The sequence below is a fragment of the Nocardia sp. NPDC055321 genome (assembly GCF_053645575.1).
Genome location: NZ_JBSHMS010000016.1, coordinates 213,339 through 233,459, shown reverse-complemented (window position 1 = coordinate 233,459; position 20,121 = coordinate 213,339). Strand labels below are relative to the sequence as shown.

Annotated in this window: 19 protein-coding genes; 9 read left to right on the top strand and 10 right to left on the bottom strand. The window is 68.4% G+C overall.

All coding sequences use genetic code 11. The annotated features are described in order from the left end of the window. The first annotated feature begins 44 nt into the window (after window positions 1-44). From ACWIGI_RS26025 to ACWIGI_RS26015, 3 genes are all read left to right on the top strand, one after another. Window positions 45-815 carry an SDR family NAD(P)-dependent oxidoreductase gene (locus tag ACWIGI_RS26025; protein ID WP_454205073.1) on the top strand — a complete coding sequence of 257 codons (771 nt, stop codon included), beginning with the start codon at window positions 45-47 and terminating at the stop codon, window positions 813-815. Window positions 816-909: 94 nt separating this feature from the next. Next, complete coding sequence (locus tag ACWIGI_RS26020) at window positions 910-1,725, top strand: enoyl-CoA hydratase/isomerase family protein (RefSeq protein ID WP_454205072.1); 816 nt, start codon at window positions 910-912, stop codon at window positions 1,723-1,725. A 211-nt stretch (window positions 1,726-1,936) separates the two neighbouring features. Further along, window positions 1,937-3,565: an acyl-CoA synthetase gene (locus ACWIGI_RS26015; protein WP_454205071.1), complete on the top strand. Its 1,629-nt coding sequence runs from the start codon at window positions 1,937-1,939 to the stop codon at window positions 3,563-3,565. Between the two features lie 6 nt (window positions 3,566-3,571). On the opposite strand, the gene ACWIGI_RS26010 is transcribed toward ACWIGI_RS26015, so the two are convergent. Genes ACWIGI_RS26010 through fabG form a run of 6 tightly spaced genes read right to left on the bottom strand, consistent with a single transcriptional unit; the run spans window position 3,572 to window position 9,260 of the window. Next, window positions 3,572-4,762, bottom strand: a complete 1,191-nt coding sequence (locus ACWIGI_RS26010) for an acyl-CoA dehydrogenase family protein (protein WP_454205070.1) — start codon at window positions 4,760-4,762, stop codon at window positions 3,572-3,574. Continuing rightward, entirely contained in the window at window positions 4,759-5,997 is a 1,239-nt protein-coding gene (locus ACWIGI_RS26005) for a CoA transferase (RefSeq protein ID WP_454205068.1), read from the bottom strand. Before ACWIGI_RS26005 ends, ACWIGI_RS26010 begins: the two co-directional genes overlap by 4 nt. Continuing rightward, the gene (locus ACWIGI_RS26000; RefSeq protein WP_454205067.1) at window positions 5,994-6,452 is read right to left on the bottom strand and encodes a MaoC family dehydratase; all 459 of its coding nucleotides are present in this window, start codon (window positions 6,450-6,452) and stop codon (window positions 5,994-5,996) included. Before ACWIGI_RS26000 ends, ACWIGI_RS26005 begins: the two co-directional genes overlap by 4 nt. A 2-nt stretch (window positions 6,453-6,454) precedes the next feature. After that, entirely contained in the window at window positions 6,455-7,666 is a 1,212-nt protein-coding gene (locus tag ACWIGI_RS25995) for an acetyl-CoA C-acetyltransferase (protein ID WP_454205066.1), read from the bottom strand. A gap of 2 nt (window positions 7,667-7,668) precedes the next feature. Continuing rightward, on the bottom strand, window positions 7,669-8,493 hold the full coding sequence (locus ACWIGI_RS25990; protein ID WP_454205065.1) for an FAS1-like dehydratase domain-containing protein: 825 nt from the start codon (window positions 8,491-8,493) through the stop codon (window positions 7,669-7,671). 38 nt (window positions 8,494-8,531) lie between these two features. Further along, window positions 8,532-9,260 carry a 3-oxoacyl-ACP reductase FabG gene (fabG, locus tag ACWIGI_RS25985; RefSeq protein WP_454205064.1) on the bottom strand — a complete coding sequence of 243 codons (729 nt, stop codon included), beginning with the start codon at window positions 9,258-9,260 and terminating at the stop codon, window positions 8,532-8,534. 200 nt (window positions 9,261-9,460) lie between these two features. Here fabG and ACWIGI_RS25980 point away from each other — a divergent pair, with 200 nt between their 5' ends. Beyond that, window positions 9,461-9,970 (top strand): DoxX family protein, encoded by a 510-nt coding sequence (locus tag ACWIGI_RS25980; protein WP_454205062.1) that lies wholly within the window; start codon window positions 9,461-9,463, stop codon window positions 9,968-9,970. 45 nt (window positions 9,971-10,015) lie between these two features. Here the strand turns inward: ACWIGI_RS25980 and ACWIGI_RS25975 are convergent, their stop codons facing one another. Both ACWIGI_RS25975 and ACWIGI_RS25970 read right to left on the bottom strand, forming a co-directional pair. After that, entirely contained in the window at window positions 10,016-10,702 is a 687-nt protein-coding gene (locus ACWIGI_RS25975) for a TetR family transcriptional regulator (RefSeq protein WP_454205061.1), read from the bottom strand. Between the two features lie 41 nt (window positions 10,703-10,743). Continuing rightward, window positions 10,744-11,556 carry an enoyl-CoA hydratase/isomerase family protein gene (locus tag ACWIGI_RS25970; RefSeq protein ID WP_454205060.1) on the bottom strand — a complete coding sequence of 271 codons (813 nt, stop codon included), beginning with the start codon at window positions 11,554-11,556 and terminating at the stop codon, window positions 10,744-10,746. A 143-nt stretch (window positions 11,557-11,699) separates the two neighbouring features. On the opposite strand from ACWIGI_RS25970, the gene ACWIGI_RS25965 reads away from it, so the two are divergent. After that, the gene (locus ACWIGI_RS25965) at window positions 11,700-12,611 is read left to right on the top strand and encodes a TIGR03619 family F420-dependent LLM class oxidoreductase (protein ID WP_454205059.1); all 912 of its coding nucleotides are present in this window, start codon (window positions 11,700-11,702) and stop codon (window positions 12,609-12,611) included. A gap of 37 nt (window positions 12,612-12,648) precedes the next feature. Here the strand turns inward: ACWIGI_RS25965 and ACWIGI_RS25960 are convergent, their stop codons facing one another. Beyond that, on the bottom strand, window positions 12,649-13,467 hold the full coding sequence (locus ACWIGI_RS25960; RefSeq protein WP_454205058.1) for an acyl-CoA thioesterase: 819 nt from the start codon (window positions 13,465-13,467) through the stop codon (window positions 12,649-12,651). A 325-nt stretch (window positions 13,468-13,792) separates the two neighbouring features. On the opposite strand from ACWIGI_RS25960, the gene ACWIGI_RS25955 reads away from it, so the two are divergent. The 4 genes from ACWIGI_RS25955 (at window position 13,793) to ACWIGI_RS25940 (ending at window position 18,671) form a co-directional block, all read left to right on the top strand. Next, complete coding sequence (locus tag ACWIGI_RS25955; protein WP_454205057.1) at window positions 13,793-15,013, top strand: amidohydrolase family protein; 1,221 nt, start codon at window positions 13,793-13,795, stop codon at window positions 15,011-15,013. Next, window positions 15,013-15,420, top strand: coding sequence for a pyridoxamine 5'-phosphate oxidase family protein (locus tag ACWIGI_RS25950; protein ID WP_454205056.1), 408 nt, complete (start codon window positions 15,013-15,015; stop codon window positions 15,418-15,420). The genes ACWIGI_RS25955 and ACWIGI_RS25950 overlap by 1 nt, the downstream gene beginning before the upstream one ends. Window positions 15,421-15,511: 91 nt before the next feature. Further along, a complete protein-coding gene (locus ACWIGI_RS25945) occupies window positions 15,512-17,695 on the top strand; it encodes a molybdopterin-containing oxidoreductase family protein (protein ID WP_454205055.1) in 2,184 nt (727 codons plus the stop codon). Window positions 17,696-17,822: 127 nt separating this feature from the next. Further along, complete coding sequence (locus ACWIGI_RS25940; RefSeq protein WP_454205054.1) at window positions 17,823-18,671, top strand: SDR family oxidoreductase; 849 nt, start codon at window positions 17,823-17,825, stop codon at window positions 18,669-18,671. Between the two features lie 66 nt (window positions 18,672-18,737). Here ACWIGI_RS25940 and ACWIGI_RS25935 read toward each other — a convergent pair whose 3' ends face one another. Then, complete coding sequence (locus tag ACWIGI_RS25935) at window positions 18,738-19,976, bottom strand: amidohydrolase family protein (protein ID WP_454205053.1); 1,239 nt, start codon at window positions 19,974-19,976, stop codon at window positions 18,738-18,740. Between the last annotated feature and the right edge of the window lie 145 nt (window positions 19,977-20,121).

Below are 20,121 nucleotides of genomic sequence, written 5' to 3'. Positions count from 1 at the left end.
TGCCTCGCACACCGGCTACCGATCGGAACAAACAAGGAGATGCTGTGGCATTCGAAGGTGAAGTAGTACTCGTGACCGGTGGCGCGGGCGGACTGGGTGACGCGACCGCGCGCCGCCTGCACGCCCAGGGCGCCGCCGTCGTCATCGCCGACCTCAACGACGACAAGGGCAAGGCGCTGGCCGACGAGCTCGGCGAGCGCGCCGTCTACGTGCGGACCGACGTGCTCGACGACGATACGGTGGAGAACGCGCTGGATCAGGCGGGCGAGCTCGGCACGCTGCGCTACGCGGTGATCGCGCACGGCGGGTTCGGCGTGCTGGAGAAGGTCGTCAACCGCGACGGCAGCCCGCACACCATGAAGGGCTTCGCCGACACCATCGGCCTGTACCTCACCGGCACGTACAACGTGCTGCGGCTGTCCGCGGCGCGGATCGCGAAGCTCGACCCCAAGGAGAGCGGTGAGCGCGGCGCGATCGTGATGACCAGTTCGATCGCGGGCTACGAGGGACAGATCGGTCAGTCCGCCTACGCGGCCGCTAAGGGCGGCGTGATCGGCCTGACCCTCTCGGGCGCCCGCGACCTCAGCGCGGTGGGCATCCGCCTGAACACCATCGCCCCGGGCACCATGCACACCCCGATCATGGATTTCCTCGGTGAGGAGAAGCTCGGCAAGTTCGCGGCGGCGGTGCCGTTCCCGAAGCGCCTCGGTGCGCCCTCGGAGTTCGCGTTCCTGGCACAGCACCTGCTCGAGAACCCCTACATCAACGGTGAGATCGTCCGCCTCGACGGCGGTCAGCGATTCCAGCCGAAGTAGCGCGCCGCCCCGGCACGACGGGCCGGCCCGGTATACGCGGCGTCGCCATCGGAAACTTCCGGTGGCGACGCCGCTCCCGAGAAACCGAGTCGACATGAGCGAAGAACCCCTGCTGCGCCACCTCGACGGCCACGGCGTCTGCACGCTGACACTGAATCGCCCGCGCCGGAAGAACGCGATCACCCTCGCGCTCTGGGAGGCCCTGCGCGACGCCCTGAACGAGATCGCCCGCGATACGCGGGTGCGCGCGGTCGTGCTGACCGGCGCCGGTGATGCCTTCTGTTCGGGCGCCGATGTCGTCGACAGCGACCCCTATGCGGCGCCGTTCCCCAAACTCCGGGCGATTTCCGATGTCGCACAACAGTTGCACGAGCTCGCGCAGCCGACCGTGGCCAAGGTCCGCGGCGTCGCGGTGGGCGCAGGCTGGAATCTCGCGCTGGGTTGCGATCTGGTGGTGGCCACGCCCGATGCCACGTTCTCCCAAGTTTTCGCCCTGCGCGGTCTGTCGGTGGATTGCGGCGGTTCCTGGCTGCTGCCCAAACTCGTCGGCATGCAACAGGCCAAGCGACTGGCACTGCTGGCCGACACCATCGACGCCGCGGAGGCGCTCGAACTCGGGCTGGTCACCTGGGTGGCCGCCGCCGACGTCATCGACGAGCGGGTGGACCACATCGCGCGCCGTCTCGCTGCGGGACCGCCGCTGGCGATCGCGCAGACCAAGGCATTGCTGAACGAGAACGCGGACCGGACCATGCGCGAGGCCCTGGCCGGTGAATCACGCGCGCAGGCGGTGAATTTCGCGACGACCGACGTCCCCGAGGCGTACGCGGCGTTCGCGCAGAAGCGGACCACCGAATTCACCGGGGGCTGGAATGTCCACCGCCCGGCGCCAGGTCGCGAGGTGCAGTGACCGCACCGCTGGACCTCTCGGCCGGGCCGGACTCGCCGAATCGCGTACGAACCGCTATTGGAATATATACAGTATAGACAACTGTCGCTTCGGCAGTAGATTGCGTCCCCGCATCCGCCCACCGTGGCGATCCGACGACGATCGACTCTCTTCGGTTGGACGACCCCGCAGGCGCCGCTTCCCCCGCGGGTGTCGAGACAGGACACAGCGCATGAGCGAATGGACCATCGGCTCGGTACTCGACGTGATCGCCGACGAGGTGCCCGACCGCCCGATGACTATCTGCGGAAATCGGGTGAGCACCTTCGCCGAGGTCGCGGACCGTACCCGCCGGGTGGCGAACTTTCTCGCGGCGTCCGGGCTCGGCGCCCACCGCGAACGTGACGTCCTCGCGGACTGGGAATGCGGTCAGGACCGCGTCGCGCTCATCATGCACAACGACCTCTATCCGGACATGGTCATCGGCTGCCTCAAAGCACGGACCGTTCCGGTCAACGTCAACTACCACTACACCCCGCGCGAGGTCGCCGAACTGCTGGCGTATCTCGAGCCGCGGGCGGTGATCTACCACCGGTCGCTGGGCGCGAAGTTCGCCGACGTCCTTCCGGGGGTGGGTGCGGATCTGCTGATCGAGATCGACGACGATGCCCGCGCCGAGGCGCCGGCCGGGGCCGTGCACCTGGACACCGTGCTCGCCGCGGGAGACGCCGACCGCCCGATCGCACCCTCGCCGGACGACCTGCTGATGATCTGCACCGGCGGAACGACCGGCCGCCCGAAGGGCGTGATGTGGCGGCAGTGCGACACGTACGTCGCCTCGATGAACGGCGCGGACCACGACTCCGACGCCGAGATCCGGGACAAGGTGCGCCACGCGGGCCCGCCCTGGTTCGCGGTGTCGCCGCTGATGCACGCCGCCGGACTGTGGACGACCTTCGCCGGTGTCCTGGCCGGTCAGACGGTCGTGCTGCACGAGGGCGTCGCGTTCGACCCGCGCACCGTGCTGCTGACCGCCGAGCAACACCGGGTGGGTCTGATGACCCTGGTCGGGGACGCCTACGCGGGACCTCTGGTGACCGAGCTGCGCCGGACGAACTACGACCTGTCATCCCTGTTCGCCATCGGATCCGGCGGCGCCGCGACCAATCCCGCGCATCGCCGCGCGCTGCTGGACCAGCTGCCCGGCATCACCCTGATCAACGGCTACGGATCGTCCGAGACCGGCAATGTCGCGTTCGGGCACAGCAATCGCGACTCGATGACGGACACCTTCGCCCTGCGCGAGGGCGCCCTGGTACTGGCCGAGGACTACGGAAGGTTCCTGCGCGCGGGTGAGCGGGAGACCGGCTGGGTCGCCCGTGGCGGCCGAATCCCCCTGGGGTACTTCGATGATCGGGAGGCGACCACCAGGACCTTTCCGACGGTCGAGGGCCGGCGGGTGGTCATCTCCGGCGACCGCGGCGCCCTCGCGGCGGACGGCACGCTGACACTGTTCGGACGGGATTCCCTGGTGGTCAACACCGGTGGGGAGAAGGTGTTCGTCGAAGAGGTCGAGGGTGTGCTGCGAACCTATCCGGGCATCCGGGACGTCGTCGTCGTCGGCTGCGCCAGCGACCGCTGGGGCCAGCAGGTGGTCGCGGTTCTGTCCCTCGAGGACGAGGGCGCGGCGCCGGCCCGGGCCGATCTGCACACCCACTGCACGGCGCAGCTCGCCAGGTTCAAAGCGCCCAAGCACTACGTCGTCGTCGACGAGGTCCGTCGGCTCGGCAACGGCAAGGCGGATTACCGCTGGGCGAAAGCCGCTGCCGAGCAATCGATCTCCGTCACGACGCCGGAATGATCGGCATCACAGGCGGTAGTCGCGCAGGACGCCCTTGCCGATGATTCGTTTCTGGATCTCACTGGTGCCCTCGCCGATCAACATGAACGGCGCCTCGCGCATGAGGCGCTCGATCTCGTACTCGGTCGAATAGCCGTAGCCGCCGTGTATGCGGAAACTGGCCTGGGTGACCTCGTTGCAGAACTCGCTGGCGAGGTACTTCGCCATGCCGGCGGCCACGTCGTTGCGCTGACCCGAATCCTTGAGCCGGGCGGCGTTGACCATCATCAGGTGCGCGGCTTCGACCTTCGTCGCCATCTCCGCCAGGGCGAACCCGATCGCCTGATGCTCGACGATCGGTTTGCCGAAGGCGCTGCGCTGCTGGGCGTAGCGGGCACCGAGTTCGAAGGCGCGCAACGCGATTCCGCAGGCGCGTGCGGCGACGTTGACGCGGCCCACCTCGATGCCGTCCATCATCTGCTTGAAACCCTGCCCGGGCGCGTTGCCGAGCACCGCCTCGGCCGGCACCACGTGACCGTCCAGCAGCATCTCGGTGGTGTCGATCCCCTTGTACCCCATCTTGTGGATCTTGCCGGGGATGGTGAGACCGGGTGCCACCTCGCCGAATCCGGCGGGCTTGTCCAGCAGGAACGCGGTGAGGTTGTCGTGCGCGCGGTCGTGGCCCTCGTCGGTGCGTACCAGCACCGCCACCAGGGTGGCCGTGGATCCGTTGGTGAGCCACATCTTTCGGCCGTCGAGGGTGTAGGAACCCGAGTCGTCACGCACCGCCCGGGTGCGGATGGCCGCCACATCGGAGCCCAGTTCGGGTTCGGACATCGAGAACGCGCCGCGCACCTCGCCGGTGGCCAAGCGCGGCAGGTACTTCCGCTTCTGCTCCGCGGTGCCGTGCCGGTTCAGCAGATGGGCGACGATGAAATGCGTGTTGATCACCCCGGATACGCTCATCCACCCGCGAGCGATCTCCTCCACGCACAGCGCGTAGGTCAGCAGCGATTCGCCCAGACCGCCGTACTCCTCGGGGATCATCAAGCCGAACAGCCCCATCTCGGCCATGCGATCCACGATGGCCTGCGGATAGGTATCGGAGCGTTCGAGCTCCTGGGCGACCGGGATGATCTCCTTGTCCACGAATGTGCGTACCGCACTGAGGATTTCGGTTTGAACCTCGGTGAGTCCGTGGGTTTGCCCGAGTTTCATGCTGGTGTCCGTTCGGTGCTGTCGGTGGCCACCGTGCCCGCGGTGCGCAGGTCGGTGACGGCCGCGTCGGTGAGATGCAGATCCGTGCGCAGGATCTCGGCGGTGTGCGCGCCGAGGGCCGGGGCGGGTACGGCGGGGGAGTGCGCGCCGTTCACCGAGATCGGCGATCCGGGGGCGAGGTGATCGCCGAGCTCGGGTTGCCTCAGGACGGTGAACAGCGGGTTGGCGGTGACCCGCGGGTCGGTGGTGAGTTCGGTGAAGCTGCGGTAGCGATCCCACAGCACCGAGGTGGTCGCGAGCGCGTCGGCGACATCGGCGGCCGAGTGTTCGCGGAACCAGGTGGTGAACAGTCCGGTGAGCAGTTCACGGTAGGTGAACCGCACGCCCTCGTCCTCGAAGTCGACGCCGAGCGAACCCGCCAGTGCGGTCACCGCCGCCTCGGTGCCGGTGACCCGAGCCAGATCGCGGAAATGCCTGCCGGTCAGGGTGACCAGCATGAAGGACACGCCGTCGGCGCTGGTGAAGTGCTGCCCGTACTGGCCGTAGATGGCGTTGCCGAAGCGCGGCCGCCGTCGTCCGGTCAGGGCCGCCTCGGTGAGAAATCCGAGGTTGCCGGCGGTGGCCAGGGCGACGTCGTCGAGGGGGACGACGACGCGACTGCCGGCGCCGGTGGCTTCCCGGTGACGCACGGCGGCGACGATCGCCAGCGCCGCGTACAACCCGCAGGCCACGTCCCACACCGGGACCGCGTGATTGATCGGTCCGTCGTGCTCGGGTGGCCCGGTGACGAGCGGGAATCCGGTCGCGGCGTTGACGGTGTAGTCGACGGCGGTCGACCCGTCGGCCCGGCCGGGGATCTCCAGGTGGATCAGATCGGGCCGGCGCCGCGACAGCGTGTCGTAGCCGTGCCAGTCGCGGCCGGCGGCGTTGGTGAGCAGGATGCCGCCGCCCGGCCCGCTCTCGGTGATGATCCGGGTGACGAGGTCGCGGCCCGCTGCCGAACGCAGGTCCGCGACGAACGAGCGTTTGCCCTTGTTGAGACCGGCCCAGTAGATGCTCGCGCCCTGGTCGGTGAGCGGCCAGCGGTGCCGGTCGGCCGCCCCGCCGATCGGGTCGATACGAATGACCTCGGCGCCGAGTTGGGCGAGCGTCATGCCGGCCAGCGGCGCGGCGACGAAACTGGAGATCTCCACGATCCGCAGCCCGGCCAGCGGTCCGGCCGCCGGTGTCGTCACAGCACCACCGCCGTCAGGGTCTCCGCGACGAGAGCGGGCTTGTCCGCGCCGTCGGTCTCGACCACCCACGTGACGGTGAGCAGTCCACGTCCGTCGCGGACGTCGAACGCGGCCGGGGTCGCGCTCGCCCGTACGGCGCTGCCGACCCGTACCGCGGCGGGATAGCGAATCTTGTTGCTGCCGTAGTTGATCCGCGCGCTACCGAAGTCGATGGCGAACAGGTCGCGGCCGAGGAACGGGAGCAGTGACAGGGTCAGGTACCCGTGTGCGATGGTCGTGCCGAAGGGGCCGGTGGCGGCTCGCTCAGCGTCGAGGTGAATCCACTGGTCGTCGCCGGTGCAGTCGGCGAATGTGTCGACCCGGGACTGCTCGACCTCGACCCAGGGGCCGGGGCCGATCCGCTCGCCGAGCGCCGCGGTCAGGTCACCGGCCGAGGTGAAAGTACGAATCGGCATGCTCAGCTCACCCGCTCGAAGATCGCGGCCAGGCCCTGGCCGCCGCCGATGCACATCGTCTCCAGTCCGTAGCGGACATCCCGATGGTGCATCTCGCGGGCCAGCGTCGCGAGCATCCGCCCGCCGGTGGCCCCCACCGGATGACCCAGGGAGATACCGGACCCGTGCACGTTGGTGCGGTCCAGATCGCTCGCGCCGAACTTCCATTCGCGGGTGACCGCGAGGGCCTGGGCGGCGAAGGCCTCGTTCAGTTCGATCAGCCCGATATCGGCCAGGCTCAGATCCGCCCGGCGCAGCGCGGCTTCGGTGGCGGGCACCGGGCCGATGCCCATGACATCGGGCCGCACCCCCGCCACGCCCCACGAGCGCAGGCGCACCAGCGGGCGCAGGCCCAGTTCGTCGGCCTTGGCCCGCGTGGTGACCAGGCACATGGCGGCGGCGTCGTTCTGTCCACTCGAATTGCCCGCTGTGACAGTCGATTCCGGGTCGATCTTCGCCCGGACCGCCCGCAGCGCCGCCAGTGATTCCAGTGTGGTGTCGGCACGGGGGTGTTCGTCGGCGTCGACGAGGGTCTCACCCGTGCGGGTGGTGACCCGCACCGGCACGATCTGTTCGGCACTTGCCCCGCTCTCGGCGGCGGCGACCGCGCGCTGATGCGACAGCAGGGCGAGCCGGTCCTGCTCCTCGCGCGGTATCTCGTAGGTGCGGCGCAGATTCTCCGCTGTCTCCAGCATGCCGCCGGGCACGGGATGATAAGCGCCCCCTGCGGTTTCGCGTCCGCGCGCGAGGGCGTCGTGCACGCGAACCCCGCCGCGCGCTCCGCCCCAGCGCATGTCGAGGGAGTAGAACGGGGTGTTGGTCATGCTTTCGGCGCCGCCCGCGACCACGACATCGGACGCGCCGCTCTCCACCTGCAGGACGGCGTTGATGACCGCCTGCAGTCCGGATCCGCAGCGGCGGTCGATCTGGACCCCGCCGACCGTCACGGGCAACCCGGCGTCCAGGGCCACGACGCGGCCGATCGCGGGCGCTTCGCTGCTGGGATAGCAGTGCCCGAGGATGACGTCCTCGACGAGTTCGGGGCCGACGCCCGTGCGCTCGAGCAGACCGCGCAGGGCGACGACGCCGAGTTCGACCGCGCTGAGCGAGGCGAAGGCCCCGCCGTAGCGGCCGATGGGAGTGCGGACGGGTTCACAGATCACTGCTTCGCGCATGATCACGGCCTCCGGGTGAGTTCGGCGGTCAGGACGGTGTGTTCGGTGTCGTTGCCGGGGCCGGACACGACGGCCACGGTGAGTTCGGCATCGCTGTTCGCGCGCAGCCGGATTCGGGCGGGAGTCGCGCAGAACAGCGGGCCGACGTTGCGGTGGCGCAAGCGGACCGGGCCCGCGTCGGGCCGTTCGTGGCGCAGGGACTCGGCCAGCGCGATCGTCATGAGCGGGCCGTGCACCACGAGTCCGGGATAGCCCTCGACGCCGGTGGCGTAGGGGTGGTCGTAGTGAATGCGGTGCGCGTTGGCGGTGGCGGAGCTGAATCGCATCAACACGGTTGGGTCCGTGCGCAGGTCCCACTCCCACGCCGCCGTCCGGCGCAGGGGAGTACCCACCGGCTCGACGTGCGGTGCCGCGGCGGCAGGGCGGGCGGGCCCGGCTTCGCGATAGATGAGGTTCTGTCGTTCGACCAGCGCGAGTTGACCTGTGCCGGTGTGTAATCGGGTTTCGACCACCACCACGACGAGCGGTCCGGTACGCCCGGTCTTGTGGGTCACCGAGACCACTTCGGCGTCGCGTCGCACGGTCGATCCGACCGGAATCGGCGCGTGGAACTCGACCTCGCCACCGGCGAACATCCGGCGCGGCAGGGCGACAGGTGGCAGGAACGACCCGCGGGCCGGATGCCCGTCGGCTCCGATCCGCGCGGAGTCCGGCCATCGGGCCAGCGCTGCCCAGTGCCACAGCGGCGGCAGCGGATCGCCCGGGCGGATCGGCGCGCCGCCGAGGTCGAACAGCGCGCCGAGCGCGGCGACCGGTCCCGGATCCACTGTTTCCTGATCGCTGACCGTATGTGGGCGCCATTCGGTCACATGAACCGCCCGCCGGTGACCTCGAGGGTGGTGCCGGTCATGTAGGAGGACAGGTCCGAGGCCAGGAAGAGCGCCACGCCGGCCACCTCGTCCGGTTCGCCGGCCCGCGCCATCGGAATCTCGCCCATCTTCTGCGCCCAGACCTTCTCCGGCATCGCGGTGGTCATGGGGGAGCGGATCAGTCCGGGCTGAATGGCGTTGACGCGCACGTCGAACCGCGCGACCTCCTTCGCGGCGGCCTTGGTCAGTCCGATGATGCCCGCCTTGGCGGCCGAGTAGTTGGTCTGGCCGGGCAAGCCGACCTTGCCCGAGAGCGACGAGATGTTGATGATGCTGCCGCGCCCGCGTTCGCGCATGATCGCCGCGGCCAGGCGGGTGCCGTGCCAGGTGCCCTTGAGGTGGACCGTCACTACCCGGTCGAAGTCGTCCTCGGTCATGGTGCGCATGGTCGCGTCGCGCGTGATTCCGGCGTTGTTGACCATGATGTCCACCCCGCCGAATTCGGCGAGCGCGGTATCCAGCAGGGCCGACACGTCCGCGCCGCTGGTCACGTCGCAGCGCACCGCGCGCGCCCGGTCGGCCGGTAGCGCCGCCCGGGCGGCGTCGGGGTTCAGATCGCCGACGACGACCCGAGCGCCCTCGGCGAGGAACCTCGAGGCGATGGCGAGCCCGATGCCCTGGGCTCCGCCGGTGACGACCGCGACCCGGTCTTCGAGAAGTGACATGTCGTTCCTTGCGTTCGTGACCCGATCACCAGCTAGTGATGACTAGATTACAGAAAACATTACAGTAACTCAGATCATGCTGTGCCACTTGACCGTGAGCCCCACCTGTCGGAGACTACTGAAATGCCAGCGGTAATGCATACAGGATGTTATACGGGATCGTGTGGAACCGGGTCGGCCGAAAGCCGGGTGACGTGGCTGTGAACGCGGTCGATGCCGGAGCGTTGATCCTGCGGGTGTGCCTCGGCCTCACCCTGGCCGCGCACGGATACAACAAGTTCTTCGCCGGTGGGCGGATCGCCGGGACGGCCCGATGGTTCGAGAGCATCGGGATGCGCCCGGGCGTGCTGCACGCGCGCCTGGCCGCGGGCAGTGAGGTCGGCGTCGGGCTGGCGCTGGCGCTCGGCCTGCTGACACCCGTCGCGGCCGCCGGGTATCTCGCGCTCATGCTGGTGGCGGGGTGGACCGTGCACCGGGCGAACGGGTTCTTCATCGTCCGCGAGGGCTGGGAATACACGATGGTGCTGGGTGTGGCCGCCGTCGGTGTCGCGACAACCGGCCCGGGCCGGATCAGCCTCGACCACATCATCTTCGGCGCCGACAACATCGACGGACCGATCGGTTTCGGTGTCGCACTCGGACTCGGCCTGGTCGCGGGCCTCGGTCAGCTCGTGCTCTTCTACCGGCCGCGGGCGTTCCAGGAATCGTGACGGGAGCGCGACGCGGCATGGCGTGGCCCACCACGGGCGGCCCGATCAGCCGGTATCGGCCAGCCCGCCGCCCGGGCCCGGCAGGTACGTCCACGGCATGCCATGGTCATCGGTGCCGATCAGCGCGGCGGCCCGATCGAGTATGCACCGCAGCCCGAACTCGAAGGCGCGGTCGTCGAGTCCGCCCACCCCGTGCCCGTGCGGTGTCGCCGCGCTGTGCTTGTCGTGTAGTCGCCGCAGTACGACGGAGCCCCGGATGTGTGTGGCGACCGCCGCGTAGACGTCGATCGCGTCGCCCACCGCCATGCCCGCCTGCACGAGGGAGTGCACCGCGTACTCCGGCACGCGGCCATCGAGCGGATCGGCGTGCGGGCTGAGCGCCGCCCGGATGAGGACCAGGTCGCACAGCACGGGATTCGCGAGAAAGACACCACGCATCGCGCGGGCGTGCTCGGTCAGCGACGCGCGCCAGTCGGTGGCGACGACGAACGGCGTCGTGAAAGCGCACTGATCGAGGGCCCGTTCGGTCATCGCGTCGAGCAGCTCGTCCTTCCTGCGGAAGTACCAGTAGATGCTGGCGACACCCACATCGAGCTGCTTGGCCAGCAGCGGCATGCTGAGTCCGTCGATCGTTACCCGGTGGGCGAGTGCGAACGCGCCGTCGATGATGTCGTCCGGATTGAGCGAGCCGCGCTCACGCCGTGGCCGCTTCGCGGCGCCTCGTTTCGCCATTCCGATTCCGCTTTCGTGATGGGTCCGCCGCGATCGGTTGTTCAGCGTCCGCGAAAGTCCGGGTCGCGCCGCTCCCGGAAGGCCGCCAGGCCCTCCTTGAAATCCGAGGTACGACAGGCGAGTTCGAGTCCGTACAGCTCGTGGTCGAGCCCGTCCGCGAAGCCGGAGGCCAGGTTCCGGTGGACGGTCTGTTTGGCGAGTCCCAGCGCGATCGTGGGCGCGGCGGCCAAGGTGCCCAGTAGTTCCTCGGTCGCCTCGTCCAGATCGGCGGCCGGGACGGCGCGGTGGATGAGTCCCCAGTCGGCGGCGACCGCGCCGGTGATCTTCTCGCCGAGCAGCAGCATGCGTTTGGCTCTGGCCAGACCGACCAGCCGGGGCAGCAGCCAGGTCGAGCCGCTGTCGGGACTGAAGCCCCGCGACAGGAACGGTTCCCAGAACACCGATTCGGTATCGGCCACGGTGAAGTCGGCGGCGATGGCCAGGTTGCAGCCCAGCCCGGCGGCCCAGCCCCGTACGGTGCTCACCACCGGAAGATGCAGGGTGTGTACGAGTTCGACGACGCGGTGGGCGGTGTGGGGGATACGCCGGACGAGGTCGCCGGTGCGCGGTTTGCGCTGTGTGGTGTTGCCGGCGACCCAGTCCACCCCGGAGCAGAAGTCGCCGTTCGCGCCGCGCAGATGCACCACCCGCAACTCGTCATCGGTCGCGGCCTCGGTGAGCGCGGTGACGAGAGTGTCGATCATCGGCTGGGAGAGGGAGTTCCGCCGGCCCGCGCGGCGCAGGGTGAGTCGAAGGATCGTTCCGTCGCGGTGGATGTCGACGGTGCCGTCGTCCGGTGTGCTCTCGTCGGTCATCGTTGCCGGTATTCCTTGTCGGTCAGCCTGTCCCACAGTTACTGTCCATAATACAGTAGCGCATACGGTTAGGTGTATCGCCGCGTCGGAGTCCGCGGGCACCGCCGAGCGGCGCGTTTCCCAGAGCCGGAGAGGTCTCCACCGTGAAGTACGTCCTCGAATACCCGAGTGAGCTCCCCGGAGCAGGCGATGAATTCCTGCTACCGGACGTGATCCGGGAGATCGCCGTCCGCGCCGAGAGTTCCGGCTTCACCGCCCTCGCGTTGAGCGAACACCCGGCGCCGTCGCGCAAATGGCGGGACAACGGCGGGCACAACACCCTCGACCCCATCGCGGCCCTCGGTTTCGTCGCCGGTGTCACCGAACGGATCGGCCTGCTGACCAATCTCTATGTGCTGCCGTTCCGTAACCCCTACCTGTCGGCGAAGGCCCTCGGGAGTCTGGACATCGTGTCCGGGGGGCGATTGATCGCCGGGGTCGGCGCGGGCTACCTGCGCTCGGAGTTCGCGGCCCTCGGTGTCGATCACGATCGGCGAGCGGAGCTGTTCGACGAGGCGCTGGCGGCGCTGCGCGACATCTGGATCGATCCGCAGCGGCCGGTGGCCGGCAAGGATTTCGCGGCCACCGGGGCGATGTGGTTGCAGCCGCCCGCGCGCCGCCCCCATCCGCCGATCTGGATCGGCGGCAACGGGTCCGCCGCGCTGTCGCGGGTGATCGCGCACGGGGACGGTTGGATGCCGATCATCGCCGAGGCGTCCATGGCCGCCGCGATGCGCACCGCCGCCATCGAGAACGCCGATCAATTCGGTGCCCGCGTGGACCGGCTACGCCGGGGTCTGGACGACGCGGGTCGTGATCCGGCCGGCATCGACATTCAGGTGGTGTTTCCCTACTTCGACATCGCTGACGGCGAAGCCCTGCGTGCGGCAAGGGAATACGTCGCCGACCTCGGGCGGCGCGGCGCGACCCACGCGGTGGTACACGTCGACGGATCGAGCCCGGCGGCCGCGGCGGCGTCGATCGCGGCGTTCGCGGCGGCGGTGATCGACCGCTGAGCGCCGGCGCCTCGAATCCGCGACTCGCGCGGGATTGTCAAGCCGGGAACCGCAGCAGCGCCTCCTGTGCGAAGGAGGCGACCGCCGTGCCGTCAGCGGCCAGCACATCGCCCCGCCCGAAACTGCGAGCGTGCGCCGCGGCGACTCCTTCGTGCCGAAGCAGATGCCAGTCACCGGTATCGCAGGGATGGTGGAACCAGACGGTGTGGCTGGTCGCGGCGGACAGGAAGTCGATGCCGTTGCCGCGCTGGTCGATTCCGTCGAAGGGCAGCAGGGTCGTGCCGATGAGCATGAGATCGGTGGTGTAGGCCAGCAGCGCCTGGGCGAGGTCGCCGGCGGCGGGCGGAGTCCGCATCCACACCTCGTATTCGGCCGGTCGCGCCGACGGGTCGTTCAGGTCCGTGCGCGATCGCGTGTGCCACGGCAGCAATTCGTGCCGGACCAGATGTTCCGGACCGGGCAGGTCGATCGCCGCCGGGGTGCGCGGATCCGCGACACCGGCTTCGGCGGCGTGCAGTGAGGCGGTGCACGTCGCGATGATCTCGCCGCGCTGGCGCGCGGTCATGAGCACGGTCGAATACGAGCGGCCGTCGCGCAGCGGCTCGACGAGATAGTGGATCGGATCGCCGAACGTACCCTCGCGCAGGAAGATCGTGTGCAGGGACTTCACCGATTTCTCGGGGCGGGAGATCGCGGCCGCGCGGACGAACTGGGCCAGGATCTGCCCGCCGAATATCCGTTTGTGCGGCAATCGCAGGTTCGGCCCGGTGAATTCGAGTGCGGTCGCGGCGGATGGGTCGCCGCCCATGGGGCGCAGGTCGAGGCAGGACAGTAGTTCGGACCAGAGTTCAGGCACACGAAGAGTGTAGTGCCACATACTGGATGTCATACAGTATGTATGACCGCAAAGAGATTCGCAGCGCGTCCTGCCGTGCTTTCCGGAACGTCCCGAAACCGAGGTGATCCACGGTCCGACGGTGGATCGGCGCGGGTGGCCGATCCCCTCCGGTGGCCCGGCGAAGGTATTGCGGGAGCCTATACCGATGGGTGTACAGTAAGGCGAACGTGGACAGTGAATGCCCGCGGGGAGGTATCGAGGTGACGTCCGCCCGCTCCCCGCGTCGCGCTCCCGGCGCGACGCGAGCGGGTCTCGACGGTATCCGGAGCGAAGAGGACGAACTATGACGACGAAACTGGACTATCTGGCGGTCGATGTCGACAACCACTACTACGAACCGCTGGACGCGTTCACCCGGCATCTGCCCAAGGAGTTCCGGGCCCGGGGCGTGCAGATGCTCAACGACGGCAAACGTACCCAGGCGGTGATCGGCGGGAAGGTCAACAGCTTCGTTCCGAACCCGACCTTCGATCCGATCATCGAGCCGGGCTGCCTGGATCTGCTGTTCCGCGGTGAGGTCCCCGAGGGCGTGGACCCCGGCTCGCTGCTGAAGGTGGATCGGCTGCCCGATCATCCCGAGTACCAGAATCGCGATGCGCGCGTGCGGGTTCTGGACCGGCAGAGCCTGGAAACGGTGTTCATGCTGCCGACCTTCGCCTGCGGCGTCGAGGAGGCCCTCAAGCACGACATCCCGGCGACCATGGCCTCGCTGCACGCGTTCAACCTGTGGCTCGACGAGGACTGGGGTTTCAACCGCCCCGACGGGCGCATCATCTCCGCGCCGATGATCTCGCTCGCCGATCCCGAGGCCGCTGTCGCGGAAGTCGAGTTCGTGCTCGCCCGCGGCGCCAAGATGGTGCTGGTCCGCCCCGCGCCCGTGCCCGGGGCCACCCGGCCGCGCTCCCTCGGCGACCCGCTCCACGATCCGGTGTGGGCGCGGCTGGCCGAAGCGGGTGTCCCGGTCGGCTTCCATCTGTCCGACAGCGGCTACCTCGCGGTCAACGCGCTGTGGGGCGGCAACGGAACCTTCGAGGGCTTCGGCAAGCGGGATCCGCTCGAGAACCTGCTGCTCGACGACCGCGCGATCCACGACACGGTCGCCTCGCTGATCGTGCACCAGGTCTTCACCCGGCACCCGAAGCTCAAGATCGCCAGTATCGAGAACGGCTCCTACTTCGTGTACCGGTTGATCAAGCGACTCAAGAAGGCCGCCAACACCGCACCGCACCACTTCGTGGAGGATCCGGTGCAGCAGCTGCGTGACCACGTGTGGATCGCGCCCTACTACGAGGACGACGTCAAACTCCTCGCGGCGACCATCGGCGTGGACCGCGTGCTGTTCGGCTCGGACTGGCCGCACGGTGAAGGGCTCGCCGATCCCACCACGTTCACCGCCGATATCCCGCAGTTCCCCGAGTTCTCGTACGAGGACACCCGAAAGGTTATGCGCGACAACGCACTCGACCTCATCGGCGCCGGCGTTCCGACGGGGCAGGCGGGCTGATGGCCGTGAGCTCGGCGGTATCGAAGATCCCCGGTGGTCTCGAGGATCTCCTGCGGCGCCCGATCGTGGGAATCCTGGCAACGGTGAAACCGCACGGTGCGCCGGAGCAGTTGCCGATGCGTTTCACCTGGGACGGCGCGCGTCTGCGCATGAGTCACACCATCCCGCGCCGGAAATTCACCAATCTGCAGGCGAACCCGAACTACTCGTTTCTGATCACCGATCCGGACGAGCCCTCCCGCTGCCTGGAGGCGCAGGGTTGGCTCGTCACCGTACTGGCCGACGAGGACGGGAAGTTCTACAGCAAGCTGAGCGAGCTGTACGGGGACACCGACGGTGGATTGCCGGAGGACGTGAACGATCGGGTCGTGCTGATCCTCGACACCACCAAGTTCATCGCGAAGTGAACTGCCGCCGTGCGGGTTCGGCGTTGGAGGTGCCCGCGGCGGGCCGGGCGGCCCGGGCCGCTCCGCCCGCGATGCGAAAGGGTGCGATCCTATGCCCGAAGTCGAGCACGTGCCGACATTCTGCCGAATCTGTGAACCACTCTGCGGCATGGTCGCGACCGTCGAGGACGGCCGGCTGACCCGCCTGCGTCCCGATCGCGAGCATCCGCTGTCGGCGGGATTCGCATGCCAGAAGGGCATCGCCTTCACCGAGGTCGTCAACGACCCCGATCGCGTTACCAGTCCGCTGCGGCGTACGTCCGCGGGGTTCGTCGAGGTCGGCTGGGACGAGGCGCTGGCCGACATCGCGGCCCGGCTCGGCGCCGTGCACCGCCGGCACGGCTCCGGTGCGATCGGGTGGTACATGGGCAATCCGGCGGCCTTCAGTTACTCGCACCTGTTCGGAGTCCTCGCGTTCATCAAGGGAATCGGCCGCCACGCCCACTATTTCACCGCGTCGACCCAGGACACGAGCAGTCGGCTGCTGGCCAGCCAATTTCTCTACGGGTCGCCGCTGGCCGTGCCGATCCCGGATCTCCACCGCACGGATCTGCTGGTCATGATGGGCGCCAATCCGCTGGTTTCGCACGGTTCTCTGCTCACCGCGCCGCGGATCCGGGATGGGCTGCGTGCCGTGGTGGCGCGTGGGGGCCGGGTGCTCGTCATCGACCCGCGGCGCACCGAGACGGCGGCCGAATTCGAGTGGCTCGGAATACATCCCGACGGCGATGCCCACCTGCTGCTGTCGGTGCTCGAAGTGCTCTTCGCCGAAGGACTGGTCGACACGGCGCCGATCCGAGCCCGGGTCGAGGGTCTGTCCTGGTTGCGCGAGCGGTGCGCGTCCTTCTCGCCGGAGCGAACCGCCGCGTACACCGGGATAGCTCCGGACACGGTCCGAGAGCTGGCGCGGGCGCTGGCGGCGGCGCCGCGCGCGGCGGTGTACGGCCGCCTCGGAACCAGCGTGGGACGCAACGGAACACTGACCGCCTACCTGATCGACGTCGTGAACCTGGTCACCGGAAATCTGGACCGGCCGGGCGGCAGTGTCTTCAGCACGCTCGGGATTCCCGGGCAGCGCTGGGCGATGATGGCGATGGGCGCGTCGTTGCGGCGCAGCTATCGGAACCGACGCACCCGCATCGGTGGCTTCCGGCCGGTGATCGGCGCCGAGCCGGCGGCGTTGCTGGCCAAGGAGATTCTGGTTCCGGGTGATCGGCAGATCAGGGTGATGTTCGTGAGCGCGGGCAACCCGGTGCTGTCGGTGCCCGATGGTGACGAGCTCGAGGCCGCGGTGGCGGGGCTGGAACTCATGGTCGGACTCGACCTCTACGTCAACGAGACGACCGCGCACTGTGATTACATCCTGCCGGTCACCACGATGTACGAGCGTGACGACTTCGCGATCACCTTCGCGCAGTTCCAGGCGACGCCGTTCCGCCAGGCCACCGAAGCGGTGGTACCCGCACGGGGACTCGCCCGGTCGGAGTGGGAGATCATCGACGACATCATGCGCCGGATGTCCCTGCGCACACCGGCATTCGCCGCCTTCGCGGTGCTGCGCCGGGTGGCGCGGCTGACCGGTCGGCGGTTTCATCCCCGTGCGATCGTCGACATGATCATTCGTATGTCCGATGGCGGGGATCGCTTCGGCCTCCGGCGCGGCGGGCTGAGTTTCGCCCGTCTCACCGGCCGGAGCCCGCACGGCACGGTGCTGGCGCCGCAGATCCGGACCGGCGTGCTGGGCGAGATCATCTCCTACCCGCGCGGCCGGATCCGGCTGCGGCACCGGGAATTCGAGACCGAGATCGCGTCGCTGGGTGATCGCGGGTCGGTGCCGGAGTTTCCGATGTGGTTGATCGGTATGCGCGAGCCCGGCTCGGAGAACTCGTGGATGCACAACGCGCCGCTGTTGTGGCGCAACGACAAACGACGGCAGCTCGCACTCGTGCACGTGGACGATGCCGTGGAGCTGGGTATCGATGCGGGGGACACGGTGCGGATCAGCTCGCCGCACGGCAGTATCGAGCTTCCCGTCGCACTGACCGCGGAAATGGTGCGCGGTGTGGTGGCCGTACCGCACGGATACGGCCACAAGGGCACCGGCGGGTGGCGGCACGCGAATCGCGTCGGCGGCGCCAACGTGAATCGGCTGATGTCCAGTGCCCCGGAGGATATCGAGGCCCTGGCCGGCATGTCGCGACTCACCGGGGTGCCGGTGCGCCTCGAACGGGCCTAGGCAGGCCGACCGTCTCACGAGTAGTTACTGTAATATTCACAGTTATCTAATAAGTAAGAATCGTATGCCCAGTTCGCGGCACCTCGCCTCGCCGATTGCCGCGATCCGAGCAGAGGGAGATCTCTCGATGCCGTCAGCCGACCGCCCGCTCGCGGGGAAGACCCTGATCATGTCCGGCGGCAGCCGCGGCATCGGTCTCGCCATCGCCCGGCGCGCGGCCGCCGATGGCGCGAACATCACGCTCATCGCCAAAACCGACAGTCCGCATCCGAAGCTGCCCGGCACCATTCACACCGCCGCGCGGGAGATCGAGGCGGCGGGCGGCACGGTGCTGAAGGTGGTGGGCGATATTCGGGACGACGCGACCGTCGCCCGGGCGGTCGAGGACACCGTAACGCGCTTCGGCGGTATCGATCTGGTGCTGAACAACGCCTCCGCGATCGATCTGTCCGAGACCACGGCCCTGTCCATGAAGACCTACGACCTGATGCAGGACATCAACTGCCGTGGCAGTTTCCTGCTCGCCAAGCTGGCCGTTCCCGCGCTCGAGGAGTCCGCCCGCGCCGGGCGCGATCCGCACATTCTCACCATGTCTCCACCGCTCAACCTGGACCCGCGATGGGCAGGCGCGCACCTGGGCTACACCATCGCCAAGTACGGAATGTCCCTGACCACATTGGGTTTGGCGCAGGAGCTGCGCGGGCGCGGCATCGCGGTGAACTCGCTGTGGCCGCGGACCACGATCGCGACGGCAGCCATCGCGAACCGCGCCGACGGCGCCCGGCGGGCTGCCACCTCACGCACCCCCGAGGTCTGCGCCGACGCCGCCTACCTGATCTTCACCGCACCGGCGCGGACCACTACCGGGAACTTCTTTCTCGACGACGAGGTGCTGATCAGCCACGGGATCACCGAATTGGACCGGTATCGGGCCCAGCCGGGCGACGAACCGCTCAATCTCGACCTGTTCCTCTGACCCGCTGACCACGGATCGCCCGCTCCGCCCCGGGGTGAAACAGCCGGGCGGAGCGGGCGAGCGGTGTCAGGACGGGACGGTGCTCGTCAGCGCGGGCGGGTTCTGCGCGGCGGGGTCGGGGTTGGCGATCGGCAAGCCCATGAATCGACGTGCGTTGTCGCCCATGAAATCCCAGGTGCGGCGTTCGTCCATCCCCTCGGCGTACTTCCAGTAGCCCTTCGGCTCGGGCAGTCCTTCCGGATGCGGGAAGTCCGAGCCGAACATGACCCGGTCCCATCCGACGGTCTCCACGACGTCGGCGACCGAGCCCTCCCAGAACGGGCTGACCCAGATGTTGCGCCGGAAGACCTCGAGCGGGTCCTCGGGGAAGTTCTGCGGCATCTTCCGGGTGAGGTCGGCGAGGTCGTGGAACAGCGGATGGATCCAGGAGCTGCCGTTCTCCACGCTCGCGATACGCAGGTTCGGGAAGCGGGTCAGGGTGCCGTGGCAGATGAGACTGCCGATCATGTCGGAGATCTCGCGGTGCCCGAGCGCGAGCCAGCGGAACGAGCTCATGGCCATGAAGTTCTTGGTCGCCGGCGGCTCCCACTTGTTGATGTACTCGTCCAGCGGCGGCTGGCTCGCGTGCAGCACGATGGGGAGCCCGGCGCTCTCGACGTCGCGCCAGAACGGATCGAATTCCGGCAGTGCCGGTGATCGCCAGCCGCGCAGGCCCTTGACCGGAGCGGGTTTGATGAGTGCGACTTTCGCGCCGTTGTCGAGGATGTACTCGAGTTCGCGTCGCGCGCCGTCCACTTCCGAGCAGTTGATGATGGGCGTGCTGAAGATCCGGTCCTCGTACGCGTAGGTCCAGTGTTCGAGCATCCACTGGTTGAGCGCGTGAATGATGGCCAGGCTGAGCTCGGGGTCATCGGCCGCGGAGTGCTCCACGAGACTGGCCAGCGTGGGGTAGTTCAGCGTTTCGCGCACGCCCTGGCGGTCGAGTTCGACGAGTCGATCGGCGGGGTTGCGGGTCGAGGCGGGCGCCTCGATCGCCGAACCCTGCATCTCGCGCAGGGTGAGCCCTTCGACGTTCTCTCCCGCGAAGAACTTCTCGTGGGCGCCGGGTGCGGCGACGCGCTCGAAGGTGGGGTTCGGGATGAAGTCGGTGATCCGGCCGTTGATGCACAGGCGGGTGTGCCTGCCGATCTGGACGTACTGCACGGCTTGCCGATACTGCTCCGGCAGAAACTTCGTGAGCGCTTCGGCTGTCTCGTACATGTGCGAGTCGGCGTCGAAGATCGGCGCGTCGGTGCTTCTGGTCATGGCTCAATCTCCTTCTCGGGGCTGCGCTGATCCGAGCTTGGCATTCCGGAACGAAGGTGTCAAGAAACCGTTACTGTAAAACCGATAGATACATCTGACCTGTGTATTCATGACTTGACGGTATCGTCATCCGATCCTTCGGATC